Source organism: Oceanospirillum sediminis, from assembly GCF_014164585.1.
Taxonomy (GTDB): domain Bacteria; phylum Pseudomonadota; class Gammaproteobacteria; order Pseudomonadales; family Halomonadaceae; genus Oceanospirillum; species Oceanospirillum sediminis.
In genome coordinates this window covers 309,123-327,791 of record NZ_JACJFM010000001.1, presented here as the reverse complement: position 1 = coordinate 327,791, position 18,669 = coordinate 309,123, and the positions used below count along the sequence as shown (strand labels likewise).

19 protein-coding genes are annotated in these 18,669 nt (G+C 47.5%); 10 read left to right on the top strand and 9 right to left on the bottom strand.

What is annotated here, in order from left to right; all coding sequences use genetic code 11:
- Window positions 1-151 precede the first annotated feature (151 nt).
- The gene (locus H4O21_RS01430; RefSeq protein ID WP_182807048.1) at window positions 152-418 is read right to left on the bottom strand and encodes a hypothetical protein; all 267 of its coding nucleotides are present in this window, start codon (window positions 416-418) and stop codon (window positions 152-154) included.
- A 238-nt stretch (window positions 419-656) separates the two neighbouring features.
- Complete coding sequence (locus H4O21_RS01425) at window positions 657-1,940, bottom strand: CinA family nicotinamide mononucleotide deamidase-related protein (RefSeq protein WP_182807047.1); 1,284 nt, start codon at window positions 1,938-1,940, stop codon at window positions 657-659.
- 320 nt (window positions 1,941-2,260) lie between these two features.
- Here H4O21_RS01425 and H4O21_RS01420 point away from each other — a divergent pair, with 320 nt between their 5' ends.
- The gene (locus H4O21_RS01420) at window positions 2,261-2,608 is read left to right on the top strand and encodes a RidA family protein (protein ID WP_182807046.1); all 348 of its coding nucleotides are present in this window, start codon (window positions 2,261-2,263) and stop codon (window positions 2,606-2,608) included.
- Between the two features lie 131 nt (window positions 2,609-2,739).
- On the opposite strand, the gene H4O21_RS01415 is transcribed toward H4O21_RS01420, so the two are convergent.
- The 4 genes from H4O21_RS01415 to H4O21_RS01400 all read right to left on the bottom strand — a co-directional run bounded on the left by H4O21_RS01415 (window position 2,740) and on the right by H4O21_RS01400 (window position 6,242).
- Window positions 2,740-3,969, bottom strand: a complete 1,230-nt coding sequence (locus H4O21_RS01415) for an EAL and HDOD domain-containing protein (RefSeq protein ID WP_182807045.1) — start codon at window positions 3,967-3,969, stop codon at window positions 2,740-2,742.
- A gap of 103 nt (window positions 3,970-4,072) precedes the next feature.
- Window positions 4,073-5,305, bottom strand: coding sequence for an EAL and HDOD domain-containing protein (locus H4O21_RS01410; protein ID WP_182807044.1), 1,233 nt, complete (start codon window positions 5,303-5,305; stop codon window positions 4,073-4,075).
- Window positions 5,306-5,404: 99 nt separating this feature from the next.
- Window positions 5,405-5,752: a hypothetical protein gene (locus tag H4O21_RS01405; RefSeq protein ID WP_182807043.1), complete on the bottom strand. Its 348-nt coding sequence runs from the start codon at window positions 5,750-5,752 to the stop codon at window positions 5,405-5,407.
- A 49-nt stretch (window positions 5,753-5,801) separates the two neighbouring features.
- Window positions 5,802-6,242 carry a hypothetical protein gene (locus tag H4O21_RS01400; RefSeq protein ID WP_182807042.1) on the bottom strand — a complete coding sequence of 147 codons (441 nt, stop codon included), beginning with the start codon at window positions 6,240-6,242 and terminating at the stop codon, window positions 5,802-5,804.
- 211 nt (window positions 6,243-6,453) lie between these two features.
- Between H4O21_RS01400 and H4O21_RS01395 the strand changes: the two genes are divergently transcribed.
- Window positions 6,454-6,840: a hypothetical protein gene (locus H4O21_RS01395; RefSeq protein ID WP_182807041.1), complete on the top strand. Its 387-nt coding sequence runs from the start codon at window positions 6,454-6,456 to the stop codon at window positions 6,838-6,840.
- 142 nt (window positions 6,841-6,982) lie between these two features.
- Here H4O21_RS01395 and H4O21_RS01390 read toward each other — a convergent pair whose 3' ends face one another.
- Window positions 6,983-8,047, bottom strand: coding sequence for a DUF3549 family protein (locus H4O21_RS01390; RefSeq protein ID WP_182807040.1), 1,065 nt, complete (start codon window positions 8,045-8,047; stop codon window positions 6,983-6,985).
- Window positions 8,048-8,569: 522 nt separating this feature from the next.
- Here H4O21_RS01390 and yegS point away from each other — a divergent pair.
- On the top strand, window positions 8,570-9,532 hold the full coding sequence (gene yegS, locus H4O21_RS01385; RefSeq protein WP_368737506.1) for a lipid kinase YegS: 963 nt from the start codon (window positions 8,570-8,572) through the stop codon (window positions 9,530-9,532).
- Window positions 9,533-9,536: 4 nt separating this feature from the next.
- On the opposite strand, the gene H4O21_RS01380 is transcribed toward yegS, so the two are convergent.
- The gene (locus tag H4O21_RS01380; protein WP_182807039.1) at window positions 9,537-9,815 is read right to left on the bottom strand and encodes a late competence development ComFB family protein; all 279 of its coding nucleotides are present in this window, start codon (window positions 9,813-9,815) and stop codon (window positions 9,537-9,539) included.
- Window positions 9,816-9,962: 147 nt separating this feature from the next.
- The gene (locus tag H4O21_RS01375; RefSeq protein ID WP_255487075.1) at window positions 9,963-12,065 is read right to left on the bottom strand and encodes a monovalent cation:proton antiporter family protein; all 2,103 of its coding nucleotides are present in this window, start codon (window positions 12,063-12,065) and stop codon (window positions 9,963-9,965) included.
- Window positions 12,066-12,102: 37 nt separating this feature from the next.
- Here H4O21_RS01375 and H4O21_RS01370 point away from each other — a divergent pair, with 37 nt between their 5' ends.
- The 7 genes from H4O21_RS01370 to H4O21_RS01340 all read left to right on the top strand — a co-directional run bounded on the left by H4O21_RS01370 (window position 12,103) and on the right by H4O21_RS01340 (window position 18,630).
- A complete protein-coding gene (locus tag H4O21_RS01370; RefSeq protein ID WP_182807038.1) occupies window positions 12,103-12,429 on the top strand; it encodes a YqcC family protein in 327 nt (108 codons plus the stop codon).
- An 88-nt stretch (window positions 12,430-12,517) separates the two neighbouring features.
- The gene (locus H4O21_RS01365; RefSeq protein WP_182807037.1) at window positions 12,518-12,943 is read left to right on the top strand and encodes a secondary thiamine-phosphate synthase enzyme YjbQ; all 426 of its coding nucleotides are present in this window, start codon (window positions 12,518-12,520) and stop codon (window positions 12,941-12,943) included.
- Between the two features lie 312 nt (window positions 12,944-13,255).
- On the top strand, window positions 13,256-13,861 hold the full coding sequence (locus H4O21_RS01360; RefSeq protein WP_182807036.1) for a TetR/AcrR family transcriptional regulator: 606 nt from the start codon (window positions 13,256-13,258) through the stop codon (window positions 13,859-13,861).
- Between the two features lie 105 nt (window positions 13,862-13,966).
- Complete coding sequence (locus H4O21_RS01355) at window positions 13,967-14,989, top strand: hypothetical protein (RefSeq protein ID WP_182807035.1); 1,023 nt, start codon at window positions 13,967-13,969, stop codon at window positions 14,987-14,989.
- Window positions 14,990-15,391: 402 nt separating this feature from the next.
- Window positions 15,392-16,936: a DUF3369 domain-containing protein gene (locus H4O21_RS01350; protein WP_182807034.1), complete on the top strand. Its 1,545-nt coding sequence runs from the start codon at window positions 15,392-15,394 to the stop codon at window positions 16,934-16,936.
- Between the two features lie 41 nt (window positions 16,937-16,977).
- Window positions 16,978-17,820, top strand: coding sequence for a sensor histidine kinase (locus H4O21_RS01345; protein WP_182807033.1), 843 nt, complete (start codon window positions 16,978-16,980; stop codon window positions 17,818-17,820).
- Window positions 17,821-18,087: 267 nt separating this feature from the next.
- Window positions 18,088-18,630 carry a hypothetical protein gene (locus H4O21_RS01340; protein WP_182807032.1) on the top strand — a complete coding sequence of 181 codons (543 nt, stop codon included), beginning with the start codon at window positions 18,088-18,090 and terminating at the stop codon, window positions 18,628-18,630.
- Window positions 18,631-18,669: the final 39 nt, after the last annotated feature.

Sequence of the window (18,669 nt, the reverse complement as noted above, 5' to 3'; positions counted from 1 at the left end):
TTAATACCATAAGAAAATAAAGGTTTATTGTAAATGTATCTTTTGTTAATTCCTGTATTTTTATAGCCTGGAGCAATGGCTCATATAACAATTGTAATTCGGAATGAAAAAAGCCCGTCGAAACGGGCTTTTAATACTTGCGATGAGTCTTTTATACCTGCTGATGCTCAGGGTGGCAGGCTATAAAGTGGGCCAGAGTTTTGCGCAACACTTCAGCATGAGCGTAGTCTTTTTTACGTTCGGCCTGTTCAATGTCATCCAGGATCATTTTTCTGATCATGGGCTCACCATTATGGCATAGCAAATAACGGCCAAAAGCAGCAGCGATAATCGGGTTCTGGTGTTCATGTTCGGCAATGGCAGCGACTTCATCGATATTCAGGTCACAGAGGCCAACACAATCCTGATAGGCTAACATGGTTTTACCCTCCTGAGCCTTGCGGCTACTCAGCATCAGGTCTTTTTACGTTTCAGTACTTCCCTTTTCTTTCTTGTCTTCAGTATAGAAAATTTAGCGATACAGGTCTGAAGGATCGGAACGAAAAACGATCTGACTCAATAGTCACGAGGATATCGTCATAAGGGTGTCATGACCGTGTTTTCCTGGTACGTTTCTGGCGTGTCTGACAGACTTTCGGCAGATGCTGGCTACTCGTTCAGGCTTTCCAGCTGGGGTGTACCCGCTCGACTAAATAATCCGGATGGGTACTTAGCTCCAGCACTTTACGCCGGATCAGATCCAGACCGGCTCCGGCAGTCATTGTCTGGAATAGTTTACGAGGATAGGGCAGGTAGAGTCGGGCTGCTTCAATGGATGATGAATCCCCCCAGGCCAGCCAGACGGTACCCACAGGTTTTTCATCGCTGCCACCATCAGGCCCGGCGATGCCTGATACGGCAATAGCATAGTCTGCTCCACTTTCTTTCAGAGCGCCTTGTGCCATCTCCCTGACGGTGTGTTCACTGACCGCGCCATGTTGCTCCAGGGTTTGTTCCGACACGCCCAGCATACGGGTTTTCTGTTGATTGGAGTAGGTGACATATCCTGCTTCGAACACGGCCGATGCTCCGGCAACAGAAGTGATCATTGATGCGATCAGTCCGCCTGTACAGGATTCTGCTGTTGTCAGGGTCTTTCCCCGTTCTGATAACAGGCTAACCAGTGCCTGAGCCTGACTATCATTACCGCTACTGGTGATTGAGTCACGGAAAACCGCTAGCAGTTTTTCCAGATAATGTTCACGCAGTTCCGCATCCTGCTTCTTACTCTGAATCTTCACTTCCAGAGTAGGTGCTCCGGCACGGAAGCCCAGCTCCAGTGCATCAGGCCAGTCCGGAATCTGGTCTGTGATCATTTGCTGTAAACGGGATTCGCCAATACCAAAAACGTGAAATCTGTCTCTGGTACTGGCCTTAGCTGGGTCAGCCTGATCGTTTAAAGCAGGAATAATGGTCTGCCTGAGCATTTCACGCAGTTCACTGGGAACACCTGGGGTACAAACTACCAGGCTGTTATTCAGCAACATCTGAAAACCGACAGCAGTGCCTCTGGGATTGGGGATAACTTCACAACCTTCAGGAAGAAGCGTCTGTTTCAGATTGGCCTGATTCAGCTGGGCGCCACGCTTTTCACACCAGGTTGTCAGGTGTTCCAGTGCGATAGCATTTTCCACCAGTTCTGTACCTGTGGCCCGGGCCAGCGCTTCTGCCGTCAGATCATCCCGGGTTGGGCCAAGCCCGCCGTTAACTAACAGTAAGTCAGCACTCTGACTCAGAGAGCGAATCTCGTCGATCAGTGTATTCAGGCTATCTCCGACAGTGACTTTTCGAGTGACAGTAATGCCCAGAGGCTGGAGATGATCGGCAATCATTGATGAATTCGAATCGATAATATCGCCGCTCATCAGTTCATTTCCGGTCATTAATAACTGAATATTCATAGTTTTTCCTTTTGCTGATCACGATGTGGATACTCAGACTTATCCACTGTCTGAAGCATATCTGACTCTGCCTCTGGATGCTGCTTTCTGCGCTCAGAAAACGGATAGAAAATTAATCCGTGACTTTGAATTATGCACAGCTCTGTACTGTGTACGACATGCCGGATTTAATTATGATTAGCTTCAGTTATTAAGGCGACTTTTCTGATCTGTGTGGTAAAGCAAATTTAGCCGATGTGATAGAAAAAATTAGTTGGTATAGCTAGTGTTAATGCTGTTAGCCTTGGTTTCTTATATATAATTTTTATTTCGGAGCAGATATGACTATCGAGCGTATGGGTTCAACTGACCGCATGAGCAGAATCGTAAAGCATAACGGTACGGTTTACCTGTGTGGCCAGACGGCAGGTGATGCCGCATGGGATATTAAAGAACAGACTCAGCGTTGTCTGGATAAAGTGGATGACCTGCTGAAAGAAGCAGGTTCAGAGCGTAACAAGATTCTGTCTGTGACGATTTATATTCGTGATATGAAAGATTTTGCGGCAATGAATGAAGTGTGGGATGCCTGGGTTGCTGATGGTGAAAAGCCAGCTCGTGCCTGTGTCGAAGCTCGCATGGCCCGTGATGTTATTCTGGTTGAATTATCTGTGACAGCAGCATACTAGGATATTGCCTGCAGGCTTTCATCATAATAGCCATTGCTTCTCTGTGATCTGATGTTGCCTGTGCATGAAAAGCGAAGTTTCACTTTTCAGAACAGCCCTTCGGTATTCTGCGGTATCGAAGGGCTGTTTTTTTATCCGGCTTTCATCTCCTGGTAGACCTGATCTGCCCATTCGATGGATTGAGTAAACACCTGATTTACATCAGGTTTATACCAGCGGGATTGTTCCATTTTTTCCCAGTCTCCCTGTTCATATGCAATGACCAGGTCCAGCATCTCTCCCAGAGTACCTTTACCCTGAAGAGCTTCAGCGATCAGAGGTTCCAGTTTCAGCTGGGTCAGCATCTGATCGAACTCCATACCCAGTGCAATATGCAGACTGGAGAGAACACCAACAGTAAAGCTGGAACGAACTTCCGGCACTTGATAGAAGCGGGCCAGATCTTCACAGGCTTTGGCTCTGACCAGAATAACAGGTAACTGAGAGCTGGCTTTAAATGGGCTTTTACTCCATAGCAGCAAACTGACCATAGAACGCAGACGTTCCTGACCCAGAAGCACGACAGCCTGATGAATGCTGGTGATCTCCTGGTTAAACATATAGCCGGCAGAGTTGATATGGCGCAGCAGACGATAGGTCAGCCCCGGATCTTTAATAATGGTAGCGACCAGTTCTTCCACTTCCTGGTCATCTTTATACAGCTGCTGCATCAGATCCATCAGGACCTGCTGGTTGGTATTGGCTTTATGGCCTTTGAAGATACGAGGACGTGATAGAAAAAAGCCCTGAAAGTAATCAAAACCCATTGCTTCCAGTTCTTTAAAATCACGCCAGGTTTCAATTTTTTCAGCGACCAGTTTGACTGGATAAGCTTTTAGTACCTGCACCAGAGTCGCCAGCTCGTCCTGACTGTACTGATGAGTATCCAGTTTTATCCACTGGGCATGCTCAATCAGCGGATGTGTGCTGTCTGTCAGGGTAAAGTCATCCAGTGCAATTGTATAACCTTTTGACTTTAACTGTTTTAGTGAACCGAGTACCTCTGGAGTAACTTCGGTATCTTCCAGTACTTCAAGTACGACTTTACTGGTAACAGCAGGAAACAGCTCCGGCTTTTCCAGCCAGGATTGAGGTACATTAATAGAGATAGGAAAGCCTGAACCCAGATGAGCCGCTCCCAGGTCAAGTAATGCTGTAGAGTATACCCGTGCACTGGCTTCAAGTGGATTATCAATGTGGGCTGTTCTGGCAGTCTGATTCTGACGGTACAGGAGTTCATAGCCAATCAGGTTAAGTTCTTTGTCGGCAATCGCCTGGCGAGCCAGACAAAAAGTGTCGCTGTTTAATGAGGTGTCACCCACTTCCTGTCTCCGGGTAATAAACAAGGAACTATTTTAAGTAATTACTTAAAAGTGGAATAGTGCAGTTTATTCAGAATCAGGGACTTTATCGTGAAGAAATGTATCAGGTTAACTGCATGAATGCCTGTTCTGTCTGACTGGCCCAGATCAGAGCCTGACTGGTTAATTCCGGGGTTTTATCCGGGTCATACCACGGGTGTTGTTGTAGCTGTACCCAATCGCCTTTTTCCCATAGGCGAACCAGGTTAAGTAACTGTGCTCCGGGACCCTGATGAGCAATTAATGCCTGATGCATTTCATCCGACAAAGACATCTCTTTAAGCAGGTGCTCAATAGGCTGATCAAGAGCAACATCCAGCAATGACAGAAAACCCAGAGAGAAGTAACGGTCTGCGGGCGACATTCCCCGGTCACGGGCAATCAGTTCACAGGCTTTAGCTCTGGCCAGTAGCAATGGCAATATGGCCCAGGCTTTATGGCTGTTCCTCGACCAGACCAGTATAGAGACCAGGGTGCGCAGCGTGGTCAGCCCCATATAGACGATGGCCTGATGCAGGCTATCTACCTGATTCGGCAGGTTATATGCTGACGAGTTAACGAATTTCAGCAACCGATAATACAGAGAGGGTTCCTGAGCTATCAGCTCCTCTATCTGCTTAATGTCGCTGTTTTCATCCAGTAAGGTAGTGAGCAGGCGGGACATGATCATCCGGTTACTGCCGGGTTCGGCGGGAGGCAGATTTTCAGGCCGGGCCAGAAAGTAACCCTGGTAATAATCAAAGCCCAGTTTCTTCAGCTGATCAAATGTTTGCCAGCTTTCAATTTTTTCTGCCAGAATTTCAACGGGATAATGGCGAAGAGTGCTGACCACTTGCCTGATGGTACTCAGAGGTTGCTGAGTGGTTTCCACAATAACAATATCGATTAGCGGAAGCAGAGAAAACCTGGGGTCATCATGGCGATAATCGTCCAGTGCCAGCTGATAGCCCTTTTCTTTAATCGCTTTGAGATTTTGTTTTAACTCGTCATCAATACGCACATCAGAGAGGATTTGCAGTACAACCCGGTTACGAATACGCGCCACTGGCAGCAGCTCTTCATGATTCAGCCAGTATTGGCTCATGTTGATATAGATCTGTTGTTTAGGTGCAATCGCCTCCAGACCAAAATCCAGAAAAGCGGTACTGGTAACACGGGCTGTTGCTTCGTTCGGGTCCAGAATGCTGGCAGAGTCCGCATCACCGGATGCCCGGTACAGGAGTTCATAGGCTACCAGGTTAAGTTGCTCATCACAAATAGCCTGACGGGCAATGCAAAAATTGTTGTCTGGTTCCATTATTCTTCTCCTGATACTGAAGAGCTGATCATACCCTGTTGTAGTAATGCTGAATATCAGGAGATACGTGGTTTCGGATTATATTTTAAAATTAAGTAGTTAAAGCATTATTGCAAGGGGCATTGTCAGAAATATCCAGACAAACATGGCCATCAGCCAGCGCACCGTATGACGTACCAGTATTCTGATTCGCTGGCATTTCTGTTTGATAAAAGGGGCCGGGTGGCTCTGGTCTCTATATTGAATAATATAGTTAAACAGACTGATCTGGTGGCTGGATAATTCTCGCTGATTTGCGAAGTGCTCACCATCAATTTGTCGAAACCACTCCGGGTCGGTCTGGCGAATTCTGGTCAGCAGAGAGCGTAAAGCGGCCTGAAAGCGCAGGCCGCATAGTGCCGTCCCGGAAAACAATAGCAACAGTACTGTCAGAGCAATAGTAACCATAGGACAAGCCTCCGGCTCACTCTCCTGAACTGCCTGAATGATCAGGATATTAAGTACTTTGCTGGAAAGTTTTAATCTGTTTCAGCTGGTCTGTCAGGTGCTGGTGCAATTGTTCGAGTTGTCCGATAATCAGTTGCGGATAGTCGTAGCTCTGACAGCGGGCTGTCAGACTGATCAGGTGACGTTCCTGCTCTGCTCTTTCCTGTAACAGAATATGCTGTTCATCTATGACCAGACTTTTCAGTTTGCTCCAGAGATGATGGAAATCTTCCCTGTCGCTATCTGCCGCTCTGGGCCTCAGATGCAGATAACGCTCTGCATCCTGCTCCAGCTGACTCACCAGTTGGCAGCGTGTGTTCATTGCACCATTAAATTCTTCTGCAATTTCATCATGGTGCAGACGCTGGAGATTGTCCTGATAATCATCCAGTGATTCATGAAGGGCTTCTATCAGCTCGGACAGAGCCGCACTAGGCTCATCTAACAGCATAAAACTTCCTCGGCACTGTATTCTGCTTCGATATTATGGCCTGAATTCAGCATCTCCGCTATGGCTGTCAGTATTTCTTTTATAGCTGGTATATCTTTTGCGTTAACAGGTTATGGATAAATCAGAACTGTCACCGGGCCGTCATCAGTGCATGTTAGTTTGCGGCCTGATCTGACTTTGCTGTCAGTCATGATTATGAAGAGGCCTGTTTATGGAGTTGTATTCTCAAACCTGTCCTGTGCTCTCTATGGAAAAAAGCCAGGCTCATGTCCGATACAGTTTATTTGTGCTGGTATTGCCGGTCTTTTTTATCCTGCCTCTGGCGATGTTTTCTTTATGGGAAAGCTGGAGCCTGTTGAATAAGATGCCTGCAGTAAACACGATGAATCTGTATAGTTCACAGTTTTTCCGGGCAGACGGGGCGTCACTGTATGCCTGGAGTCTTCTGATTCAGGGATGTTGTCAGCTAATCTTTGTTCTGCTGACTGTTGCTGGATACTGGCTGGTTAAGCGGTCTCTGACACTGATGGCTTACCTGGTCCTGTTGAGCAGTGTCGTGCTGCAGTGGCAATTGCCCTCGTTAGTGGCTGGTGTATAAAATACACGCTCTGTCAGGGCTGGACAGCAGAACGCCGGAGAGCATCTGATAGCCGGGAGGGCTGTTCCGGGGGGAGGAGGTACTCTCCAGCCAATGGCCAGAGAGCATAGAAGAATATTTGTGTAGGGTATCCCCGTTCACTTTATTCGATTCCGCTCATCAGCATACCGATTGCTTCACTCAGGGCTTCACTGCGATCCGGATTACGGAACTGAGCAATGATCAGAGTTCTTAATCCGGGGACAAAGATAAGGTCCCGGACAATTTTAGTGAAGGCCATTTGTCCGGCGGAGCAGTTAGCCAGGCATTCCAGGTAAAGTACCAGCAGTTCCGGGGATTCCAGGCTCTCCCAGGCCCTGGCAGCAATAACCGTCAGGATCTCAATATCGTATCTGTGCAGTCCTTCCAGAGCAGCCCTTATCAGCTGATCTCTGAGACCGGTTGCCCGCGTGTGGCCAATAGCCCGGATGGCTGCAGCCAGTATCAGAGTATCAGCCTGCTCATCCTGATTCAGCGGCATTACTCTCTGTACAATAGCATCGGCCAGTCTGTGATCGATCTGTTCATTTTCCAGACAACGGCATAATGCACTGAAGGGGATATCAGGAAAACTGGCGATATGCTGACTCAGCGCCTGAGCATTGTCCTGTTTTTCCAGGCGGGCAGTAAAATCTGCAATGCCCTGTAATCCGATATCTTCCCAGTCATCGTTTTCTCTCTGACCGGTAAAATATTCTTCTGCCTGGTCATGAAACCGGGAAGCCGGTTGACCCAGTGCCAGTTTAGCTTTCGCATTAAAGACTGCGATGCGTTCCTGATCCGGAGTAAAAGCCAGGGGATTATCCTTCATCAGATTTCTGGGTTCTTCTGATGGCGCTTCATTTTCTGCGAGCTGTCGGGCGTTCTGCCCAACTGTTTCCAGCAGACGTTTCATAAAGTCATCTCTGGAGGCCTGGATAATAAAGCCCTGTTCGTCCAGAGGGAATTGCAGGAACCAGATGAAATGCTTCTCCGGCGCCTGGGGATACCAGAACAGAATGCCCAGACGTGCATGGTACATGTAGGGTTGCGGGTACGGGATCTCACATTGTTCAAACTTAGAAAATGTTTGAGGAGATACCACAGAAACCCGGCGTCCCATATCAAAAACGCGCAGACTGGCTCCGGTCTGGCTGAGAAAGTCGGTCAGAGTAACAATGTCGGACATGTTCTTCCTGTTTGTGCCTGTCAGTATAGAAGAGAAAGCAGGCTGTGAGGGTAAAGCTTTTATCTGAAATTCTCCAGTATGCAATAGCAGGAATTCAGCAGGGAAAAATGGATTGGTTAAAAAGTGATCAGTTGTGGCCAGAGGCCATGATTACTGAAGCAGGTTTATTTATGCAGAGATTGTCCACAACTGTTTTCAGCATAACTGTGAATTAGCCCTGAAGTGATGATCTTTTGTTCATAGAAAGCTGATTGGTCTGACCTTAAAATGCCCGTCTGGAAGATAACGGATGAAAATCAACTTTCTTTTATTGTAATTATATACAGGTTTAAGTGTGTTCCGGTGAAGATATCCAATCTGCAATCAGAGTTATTAACATCGCTTTTCTGGCAGATTCACAAAAAACTCCCTGCAAAGTCCCAGCTTACTAAAGAGTTATCCACAGAGTTTTTCATTTCCCGTCGGGCTGATAATTGCGTAACCTTATACACAGAAAACCACTTGTGAAAAAGGTGTACTAAGGTGTCCGGAAAAGCACAGCAGAAAGCCAGACAGCACATTCGTATTATTCTGCACGGTAAAGAAGCGCAGAATATTGCACTCCGGGATGCGGTGCGTTTGTTGCGAAGTCATGATTGTATGATTGATGTGCGGGTCACCTGGGAGGAGGGGGATGCCCGGCGTCTGGCCAGAGAGGCCTGTCAGCTGGATGTGGATACTGTGGTAGCAGCGGGTGGCGATGGCACGGTAAATGAAGTGGTCAATGGGCTGATGAGCAAACCACAGACATCCGGGCGTCCTTCTCTGGGGGTTATTCCTCTGGGAACAGCAAATGATTTTGCCCAGGCCTGCCGTATACCTCTGGCACCTCTGGAAGCTCTGTTGCTGATATCTGAATTACCGGCAGAGCCTATTGATGTAATACAGGTTGCTGACCGCTACTTTATCAATATGGCGACAGGTGGATTTGGCACCCAGATTACCACATCCACACCGGAGGAACTGAAAAGAGCTCTGGGTGGCGTGGCCTATTTTCTGACGGGTATGACCCAGTTCACCAGCATTGCTGCCGTTGCCGGTGAGCTGAAAGCGCCGGGATTTCACTGGCAGGGTGAATTTATGGTGCTGGGTGTAGGCAATGGCCGTCAGGCGGGGGGCGGACATGAGTTGTGTCCGGATGCTTTGCTGGATGATGGACTGATGGATGTCAGTATTCTGCCACAAAGTGATCAGAGAACGCTGGCAGATACGATGCAGTACCTGATGCTGGATGGTGGAGCCGCTTTACAGGAGGCGATGATTCATCAGAGAGTACCCTGGCTGGAACTCCGGGCCGCTCAGCTACTGAATATTAATCTGGATGGAGAACCCCTGTCAGACCAGAATATGTCATTCAGGGTCTGTTCAGAGGCTCTGAAACTGCATTTGCCACGACATTCTCCGGTACTGAGCAGAAATGCCGGTAAAGAAAATGAAATAAGCTGAGATATCAGGCTTTTTTATCGGATTCTTTCAGCTTCTGATTGATAAAGGTCACCGCTTCGTCAACGGCCTCGTTAACCTGTTTTTGCATCAGCAGGTGGTCTTCGCTGGAGAGAAAGAACCCCATATCCACTTCAAAGCGAATGTACTGAGTGGGCAGATTGTTGAGCGCAATGCAGGCAATATCTTCAACGTATCCCTGCTCATAGCCGGACATGAAGCCTCTTGATGTCAGGGCTTCCAGAACCAGCTTTTCGTAATAGTTTTGTACGTTCTGAAATAACATGAGAGTTCCTCCGGGCAGATTTCTGATCTTTTCTGACTAAGTGTAAGCTATCCGTTGCTATTCTATCATCTGATCCGACCAATCAGGGCTGAATTGATTCGATGGCAGCATATTCTTTGCTGATCAACTCACCCCCTCTCTTTTTTATCAGCCGCCATATAAACGGGATTCGGCCTGCTCAATGTGATCAGCCATGCCCTGCAGTATGAGAGTATCTCCGCTTTGAATGATAAAATTATTATCCGGAGATTCGATGACTGCGTTCTTGCGATGTACATTCAGTATCTCTACCTGACTGAGTTTAAGGTCGGCAATGGTTTTATTATGAGCAAAACAGGTCGGGCTAACCTGAACCGGATGCAATCTGAGCAACGGATTACCCTGTTTATCAATTAGTTGGGAATGGCCACCATGAAAATAACCATGCAATAGTTGATAACGTTGCTGACGTACGGTCTGAACCATACGGGCGATACGACGAAAAGGAATATGCATCTGAGACATCACGTGGGTGACCAGCATCAGGCTGCCTTCAAGAGCTTCGGGAATAACTTCTGTCGCTCCGGCTCTTTTCAGGTCTTCCAGATGAGAATCATCCCTGGTTCTGACAACCACAGGTACTTGCTGGTTCAGGTCCCGGATCGCCCGGATAATAGCCAGCGATTGCTCATATTCATTTACCGTGACTACGATTAGTCTGGCACGGCTGACGCCGGTAGCTTCAAGCACTTTTCGACTGGAACTATCACCATAAAAGATGTTTTCTCCCCCTCCGGCAGCTTCCTGCACCCGGATCGGATCATTATCCAGAGCAAGCAGTGGCAGGTTTTCTTTTTTCATAAAACGTGCCACAGTCTGACCAACACGGCCAAAGCCGCAGACAATGATATGTCCTTCCAGCTCTGATGTGGCCTCCGCCAGTTCTCTGGTATCGTGGGGCATGGAGGGCTCAAAAGGTTTATCTGGCAAAATCATCAGACTGATACGGCTGTTGAAGCGAATCAGAAAAGGCGTTACGGCAATGCTGACTACAATAATTGCCACAATCAGGCTGGCCAGCCCCGGTTTCAGCAGCTGATTGGCCAGTGCCAGTGTCAGCAGGGCAAAGCCGAATTCGCCCCCCTGAGCCAGTACCAGTCCCGTTCTCAGAGCCGAAGAACGGTCTTTACCCAGCATGCTGGCCAGCAGGCTGATCATGATGCCTTTACTGGCAATCAGCCCCAGACTGCCCAGCACTACCCAGTGCAGGTTGCTGATGAGTACCTGGTAATCCAGCTGCATCCCTACTGTAACGAAGAAAAGTCCTAGCAGGATATCCCGGAACGGACGGATATCGGCTTCAATCTGATGTTTGAAATGACTCTCTCCCAGCATCATTCCAGCAATAAAAGCTCCCAGAGCCATAGATAATCCTATGGCATGAGTAATCCATGCGGCGGTCAGTACTACGAGGAGCACCGTCATGACAAAGAGCTCTTCTGAGCGGGTTTTACTGACTTCATGGAAAATAAAAGGCATCAGCCATTTGCCGGTAGCCAGCATAGCGATAAAAAGTACAAACCCTTTAAGAATAATCAGGCCAATAGCCAGCGAAAAACTATGATCGCTGGTGCCAGCCAGTGCAGGAACCATAATCAGGAAAAGGACTGCTGCCAGATCCTGAAACAAGAGAATACCGATGGCCGAATGACCATGGACGCTGTTCAGCTCATTCCAGCGGGTCAGTTCCTGGGTCACAATGGCAGTCGATGATAATCCCAGAGCGCCGGCAGTAATTAGCGATGCTTCCGAACTCATACCGAATACATAGTGCAGTACAGACCAGAAGAACAGGCTGCACAAAGCAACCTGGGCACTGCCCAATCCAAATACGGTGTGCCTCAGTGCCGTCATCCTGGCCAGAGAAAACTCCAGCCCCAGTGAAAACAACAGAAAGACCAGGCCAAATTCAGACAGAAAATGAAGGTCGTCGGGCCCTGGAACTAATTGCAGGGCATAGGGGCCAATAAGCAACCCAACGATCAGATATCCCAGCACAGGAGGTAGCCGGAAACGACGCAGAAGGGCTGTCGATATCACCGATCCGCTAAGAATGATCATAACCTGATTAAAGTAGCTGGCACTTTCCAATCTGTTATTCCTTTTCATTTTATTATGCCGGATACGCTTGTCTGGCGATGTGTACTGTCCGGCATCTGTGTCCTGTATACTAACACCAGTATCTGGCTCAGTATCTGATACCTGTGCCATTCTGCACCAGTATAACCCTGATTCCCCGGAGGTAGATGTGTCTTCTCAGTATCGATTATCTCAGCTGCTGGATGAGCTGGAAGAAACGATGATGGCTTCAGGGTTATGGCAACAGCCACAACCGGATGCAGAGGCGTTTCTGAGTACAGTCCCTTTCTGTATTGATAGCATGAATTTCTTACAATGGCTGAGATATGTCTTTGTTGCGAGGATGCGAGCCATACTTGATGCGGGAGCTGAGATCCCGTCTCAGGTCAGTATCAGTCCCCTCGCTGAAGAATATTTCCGTACAGCAGCCCTTGATGGAAAACGGGTCACTGAGCTGCTGCGCGATATTGAGCAGGCCATGTCTGGCGCATCATAACGGATATTTTTACTGCAGGCTCTGGTTCGGACAGGGTTTCCTGCAGAACTCTGTCTGTGACCTGATGTAAGAACCCGGAGAAAAGGTTATGTGGTTACAAAAATCGTTTCAGCTAAAAGCCAGGCGTCGGGGGTTTCATCTGGTGACTCATGAGATTGAGCAGGCTATGCCAGAGATCGCCGATTACCGCTGTGGTTTATTAAACCTTTTTATTCAGCATACCTCGGCATCGCTGACTCTGAATGAAAATGCAGATCCGACTGTCAGGCAGGATTTTGAGAGTCATTTCAATCGCTTTGTTCCTGAAGATGCGCCTTACTACAGGCATACTTATGAAGGTAGTGATGATATGCCTGCCCATATTAAGGCCAGCCTTCTGGGGGCCAGTATCATGATTCCTGTACATCAGGGGGCTCTTGCACTGGGAACCTGGCAGGGGATTTATCTGGGGGAACACCGTAATCATGGTGGCAAGCGCCACATTCTGGCTACCCTGCAGGGGGAATGCTTTTGACTGGAGCGATGTGGAATTGAACAATCGTTTTCTCATGGGCCGTTAGATATTTCAGTATCATAAATTGGTACAGGGATACGTCATTAGTCGTGGTTAAGCCTGATTCTGAATGGTGCTAACATGGCGGGATAATTTGTGTTACTCAGTGCATCAGACTGTTATTTCAGATGCAGAACTGAACATCAATAAAAATAAGAATGTTCAGGAGCCTTATAACATGAAGATCTGTCTGGCATGGTAAGAGTTACATCGGTATCCGATGATGTATACCGGATGAAAAGTAAAAACAAATACATACTTCCCAGGGTTGATATGAACAAAAACAATAATTCATCAACTGCTGAACGCATTCTGGATGTTGCCCAGGATCTGCTTCAGCGTAATGGCTATAACGGATTCAGTTATCAGGATATTGCCCACCAGGTGGAAATACGCAAAGCCAGTATCCACTATCACTTCCCTTCAAAATCAGATCTGGTGATACGCCTGTGTGAACGCTATACCAATCAGTTTACGGAACGTCTCGTCTCACTTGATCAGAAATATGATGACAGCCTGTTAAGGATCCGGGAACTGACTCGCTTTTTTGCCCGTATGGTCCGGGATAAAGAAAAATTATGTCCCATGACTATGCTGACGGCAGAAATTGAAGCTTTGCCACCCAACGCCAAGGGACACTTGCAGCGCTTTGTGCAGGAAACAGAGTCCTGGCTGGAGCGAACTCTGGAATATGGCTCTCAGCATAAACAGCTGAGTGTGGCTGGCAGTTATCAGGCGCAATCCCGTCTGATGCTGGCTGCTATCCAGGGGGCTATGCTCCTGAGCCGGGCAACAGGGCAAAAAAGTCATTACCAGGGTATTGCCGATAATCTTCTGAGTCAGCTCCGGGTCACAGAGTCTGTGCGTTTAACGGCCTGAGTCAATTCATCCTGGCTAAGCATCAGTTCTGTTATGATTCAGGCTACTCCGTGTACCCTCCATCGGTTATGATGCTCATTTTTCAGGGTAAAATTGAGGTATCTGATGAGTAATCCGACGGTAGAAATGAAGATTGACTGGCAGAATGCTCTGGTGCAGGACGCTGCTCTGAATCTTTATCAGTCCGGGCGCATTCGCCGGAGCAATGACACTGCTTCTCTGATCGCTTTACTGGAACTTCAGGGTTGCCTGGCAGAAGAGTCCAGAGACCTTTATGCGTTGACTGCCCGTGGGCAGAGTACTCTCCCTAAACTACTGGATGCATTTTATCCTGATTGGGGAGCAAGGGCTGAAGCCAGACAGAGTATGTCGACAGTAGAAGAGGATGAGTTTCATCATAGACTGAATTTTATTCAGAATAATATTCGCTTTGATTTACCACTCTGGATCAATCAGGATAATTATAATTCTCTGTATGGCGGTAGCCCGGCCAGTGATATTAATGCAGAACTGAAAACCCATTTGCCTGATTTTAAGGTCTGTCAGGATACTGAATTGCGCCTGAAAGGCAGTATGGATATGCACTTGAAACGTAAACTGCAGAAGCCGATACGCCTGGGCCCTTTGCAGAAAATGTTCAGTTATGTTTCGGTGCCGCAGCGGGATTTACTGGATATTAATGAGGTAGATGGTGAACAGCCTTATATGGTGATGACGATTGAGAGTCTGCCGATGTTTTATGATCTGGATATTCCGGATCATCTGCTGTTGCTCTGGACCCCTCCTGAGAACCCTGAGCTGGCGATTCACCTGCTGCGCCTGATTCCTCATTATGTGCCCCATATCCACTTTGGTGACCTGGAATCTCAGAGTTTTGCTCTGGCGGAACGTATCGCTGAAGAAACGGGTCGTCCTCTGCGCCGCTTCCTGCCCTCATTCTGGGCAGAATACAGTGAACATTTCTCCGTCGCCTGTGAAGAAAAAGAGGGTAAGGGTTGTCATTGGTATCAACCGGTCAGCTCTGATGAAACGGTACGTAATATAATGCTGAAACGTAGCTGGTTGCCGCAGAATATTCTGTTGCTGGATGCCCGTATGAAGCAGGAACTGCAGGCCTTACTGAACTGATAATATTTCTCTGTTCTGTACACTTCCGATGAATATTGCACGGAGTGTACAGAAAACGGCTCCGAAGCATGATTTTCTTTCCATCTCTTAACAAATTTGTCTGTTGTCCTGAAATCTCTGCCTGATTCTGAATTCAGAAGAGTGACTGCCGAAGGCTGCGACGACCAATCTTTACCTGATCACCTGATTTTTCATTGTAATTATGCTTATATGAAATTTTGGGTTTGTCTGTGAGTGACTGCCCGACGTTCTTGATCTGATGTTTATTTCCGGTAACCGCTAAAGACCTTTTACCCTTTGCCGGAATCAGGTCTATCTTTAATGTTGTGTGGCTGCTATTCCGGGCATGTCTTAATATTTTCGGCAGGTCCGGGTTACTGAATAGCTTTAGGAGACATGAGGATGAGTGAAGGATTTCTGTTTGCTGAGGATGATCAGGCCAGTAATAGCAGGGATGTCGTTGTTACAGATAAACCATGGAAAGTGATGATTGTTGATGATGATCCTGCCGTACATCAGGTGACACGGATGGTTATGTCCGGATTCAGCTTTGACGAACGGCCTGTTCGTTTCCTCAGTGCATACAGTGGCCGTGAAGCAAAGGATATGATTGCCGAAGAGGATGATGTGGCTCTGGTTCTGCTTGATGTTGTGATGGAAGAGGATGATGCCGGGCTGGAGGTCGCTCGTTATATCAGACAGGAATTGCATAACAATGTGACCCGTATTGTGCTCAGGACTGGTCAGCCAGGGCAGGCTCCTGAGGATGATGTCATCCGGAATTATGATATCAATGATTACAAAGATAAAACTGAGCTGACAAAAACTAAACTGGTGACGCTGTTTTATTCTGCTCTGCGTTCTTACCGCGACATCAGTATGATTAATGAGAGCCGGGGTGGCCTGAGTCGTGTCATTCAGGCAATTAACAGCGTTCATGATCCGGACTCCATGAAGCAGTTTGCCTCTGCAATTCTGGAACAAATTCTGAATCTTCTGGGTTTGCAGGGGGATGCAGTCTTTTGTCATTCGCTAAGTACTTTTTCAGATACCGGTAATAATAGTTTCAAAGTGATGGCCGCTACCGGTGAGCTTAATGAGCTGCTGGACGATGATTTTTCTGTGGTTGATCCGAGAATTGCGGCCGCTTTTGGCGAGGCGATGGAGATGCGCCGTGGCCATTATGGTGAGGGTTACTTTATCGGTTTCTACCAGACTGCCAGAGGCAGTGAAAGCCTGTTATATGTCCGGGCTGAACGGGAAATTCCATTGGCGGATCGTCAGTTACTGGAGATGTATGCTGATAATGTTGCTAATGTTTATGATGGCCTGTTATTAGCAGAAAAATCCCGTCAGTCTCAGAAAAGCCTGCTGCATCTTTTATCCGGAGCGATTAATACGCGTTCAGTTAATCCTGTGGATCATGTGAGAAAGGTGGGCGATCTGTCAGCTATGCTGGCAGCTGAATCCGGGCTGAATGCATTTGAGGTCGAGCTGATACGTATGGCCGCTCCTTTACATGATGCAGGTAATGTTGTACTGGCTGATAGTATTCTGCTGCATCAGGGGGCCTATTCTGAGAGTGAGCGACAGCAGATGCAGCAGCATGCGGAGGCCGGAGCTGCGTTGCTGGTACAGTCGGATGACCAGGTTATGCAACTGGCGTCAATTATTGCACAACAACACCATGAAAACTGGGATGGTAAGGGGTACCCTGAAGGAATTCAGGGCAATGACATACATATTGCCGGGCGTATTACGGCTATTGCTGACACCCTGGATGCTTTATGTCGTGATAGGCCTGATCGCAAGGGTGTTTCTGTGCAGGAAGCTCTTGAACAGGTTCGAGGGTTGTCAGGGCAGCGTTTTGATCCTGTTCTGATCGAAATACTGATAGCAAATCAGGATCAGGTGACTGCAATTATGTCCTCTGATAATAATGAGTAGCTGAATCAGGCTGATGACACACTTCGATAGAGGTATCTCTGATGGCAGAAGATCAAGGGGCTGACGGCGTTGTTGAACAGGAAACCGAGTCATTACATCGCCAGCTAATGGAGCAGGAAGCTCTGGCTTCTATCGGAAGTATGGTGCCAGGAGTTACTCATGAAATAAACACCCCTCTGGGAGTGAGTGTAACCAGCCTGAGCTTTCTGAGAAGTGAGCTGTCTGAGCTACAGGATATTTTTGCCAGAGGAGAACTGACAGAGCAGAACCTGACAGACTTCCTTGATAATTGTGAAGAAGTCACTTTGTTGCTGGATAAAAACTTGCGACGTGCAACCCGGCTGATTCAGAGCTTTAAAGCGCTGGCAGCAAATCAGGCTGTGGTTGAAATCAGTGTTTTTTCTCTGGTTGAACTGCTTCAGGATGTCGTCAGCAGTCTGCGTCACGAAACGAAACGTTTTGTCAGCTCTGTACACGTAGACTGTCCTGAGGATTTACAAATTACCAGTGATGCTGGTGCTTTAACTCAGATTATCAGTAATCTGGTGATGAATAGTATCCGGCACGGTTTTGATGAACATCATCCATCGCCAGCTCAGGGCAAAATATCGATAGAAAGCCGGGTTGAGGGAGACACTCTGGTTCTGATATACCGTGATAATGGCAAAGGCATTCACCCGGATATTTACAGCAGGATTTTTGAGCCTTATTTTACGACCCGAAAAGGGCATGGTGGAACTGGTCTGGGGCTATGTATTGTAAAAGATCTGGTTGAAAACCGGCTGCATGGCTGTATTGAGTATATCCCGGAAACTTCCGGAGCCTGTTTCAGGATAGCCTTCCCTTTAGCTGCTGAAAAAAATATCCAGCGTCCTCCGGTTTAAACTTTTGGTTCGTTATTAAATAGTTAGCTATTGTTATAGTAATGTATTTCTGATCAGCTCATACCAAAGCATTAGACAATTGGTAGGGAGTATGGTTATCTGAATCTCCTTTCATAGTGTATTGAGGCAAGGAACGTCATGAGGCAGTGGTTTATGATTGCTCTGCTTCAGAGTAAAAAACATGGACAGGGTTCATCAGACTGTTATTCCCGGTCTGCATCTTTTGAGCCTGATCGTGAGATGCATTCTGATAAATCAGAATGGGCTATGTCTATATTATCTCTACGTCAGACCATTACGATTATTCTTATTGTTCTGACAACCATCATGACTGCAATCTGGTTTGTGCTTGATGGAAAGGAAAAGGCTGCAGGCATCACTGGCAGTTCCTTGCTGCCGGATGAGTGCCACTTTATGAAGCATCTGCATCTGGGGGCATCATCCTATCAGGCTATTATGCCGGGCAGACTGGCTTGTATGAGTCCTGTGCGCTATTTTGGTTCTCAGAAACAGCATGCCATTCGTTACACGGCATCCGGTTCCGTTGTTGGTATTGATGAAATGCGCTTATCTTTACGGCTGGGAGCTTTTGAGCAGCAGCATGCCATCAATGAGCTGGCTCGTTTTGGTAACAGTCTGTCATTACCTCTGACCGGGAGGGCCTTGCCTTTTTCTGTGATACAGGCTCTCAGAGAAGGCAGTACCGGATACTGGGATCTGGGTAAGGTCCGATTAGATCTTGAGCGGCAGATACTATCCCCATCTTTACATGAAATACAGCTGGTTATGCATCGAAAAGCCTATCAGTAGACGGCTTGTGTTGATGCTTTAATCTGCAGGCGGCGGAAT

Bases quoted from the DNA above. Each gene is read 5' to 3' on its own strand.
- H4O21_RS01395 (WP_182807041.1), top strand. From the start codon at position 6,454: ATGGAGTTGTATTCTCAAACCTGTCCTGTGCTCTCTATGGAAAAAAGC.
- H4O21_RS01360 (WP_182807036.1), top strand. From the start codon at position 13,256: ATGAACAAAAACAATAATTCATCAACTGCTGAACGCATTCTGGATGTT.
- H4O21_RS01410 (WP_182807044.1), bottom strand. From the start codon at position 5,305: ATGGAACCAGACAACAATTTTTGCATTGCCCGTCAGGCTATTTGTGAT.
- H4O21_RS01345 (WP_182807033.1), top strand. From the start codon at position 16,978: ATGGCAGAAGATCAAGGGGCTGACGGCGTTGTTGAACAGGAAACCGAG.
- H4O21_RS01420 (WP_182807046.1), top strand. From the start codon at position 2,261: ATGACTATCGAGCGTATGGGTTCAACTGACCGCATGAGCAGAATCGTA.
- H4O21_RS01400 (WP_182807042.1), bottom strand. From the start codon at position 6,242: ATGCTGTTAGATGAGCCTAGTGCGGCTCTGTCCGAGCTGATAGAAGCC.
- H4O21_RS01380 (WP_182807039.1), bottom strand. From the start codon at position 9,815: ATGTTATTTCAGAACGTACAAAACTATTACGAAAAGCTGGTTCTGGAA.
- H4O21_RS01425 (WP_182807047.1), bottom strand. From the start codon at position 1,940: ATGAATATTCAGTTATTAATGACCGGAAATGAACTGATGAGCGGCGAT.
- H4O21_RS01430 (WP_182807048.1), bottom strand. From the start codon at position 418: ATGTTAGCCTATCAGGATTGTGTTGGCCTCTGTGACCTGAATATCGAT.
- H4O21_RS01405 (WP_182807043.1), bottom strand. From the start codon at position 5,752: ATGGTTACTATTGCTCTGACAGTACTGTTGCTATTGTTTTCCGGGACG.
- H4O21_RS01375 (WP_255487075.1), bottom strand. From the start codon at position 12,065: ATGGCACAGGTATCAGATACTGAGCCAGATACTGGTGTTAGTATACAG.
- H4O21_RS01355 (WP_182807035.1), top strand. From the start codon at position 13,967: ATGAGTAATCCGACGGTAGAAATGAAGATTGACTGGCAGAATGCTCTG.
- H4O21_RS01340 (WP_182807032.1), top strand. From the start codon at position 18,088: ATGTCTATATTATCTCTACGTCAGACCATTACGATTATTCTTATTGTT.
- H4O21_RS01350 (WP_182807034.1), top strand. From the start codon at position 15,392: ATGAGTGAAGGATTTCTGTTTGCTGAGGATGATCAGGCCAGTAATAGC.
- H4O21_RS01390 (WP_182807040.1), bottom strand. From the start codon at position 8,047: ATGTCCGACATTGTTACTCTGACCGACTTTCTCAGCCAGACCGGAGCC.
- H4O21_RS01365 (WP_182807037.1), top strand. From the start codon at position 12,518: ATGTGGTTACAAAAATCGTTTCAGCTAAAAGCCAGGCGTCGGGGGTTT.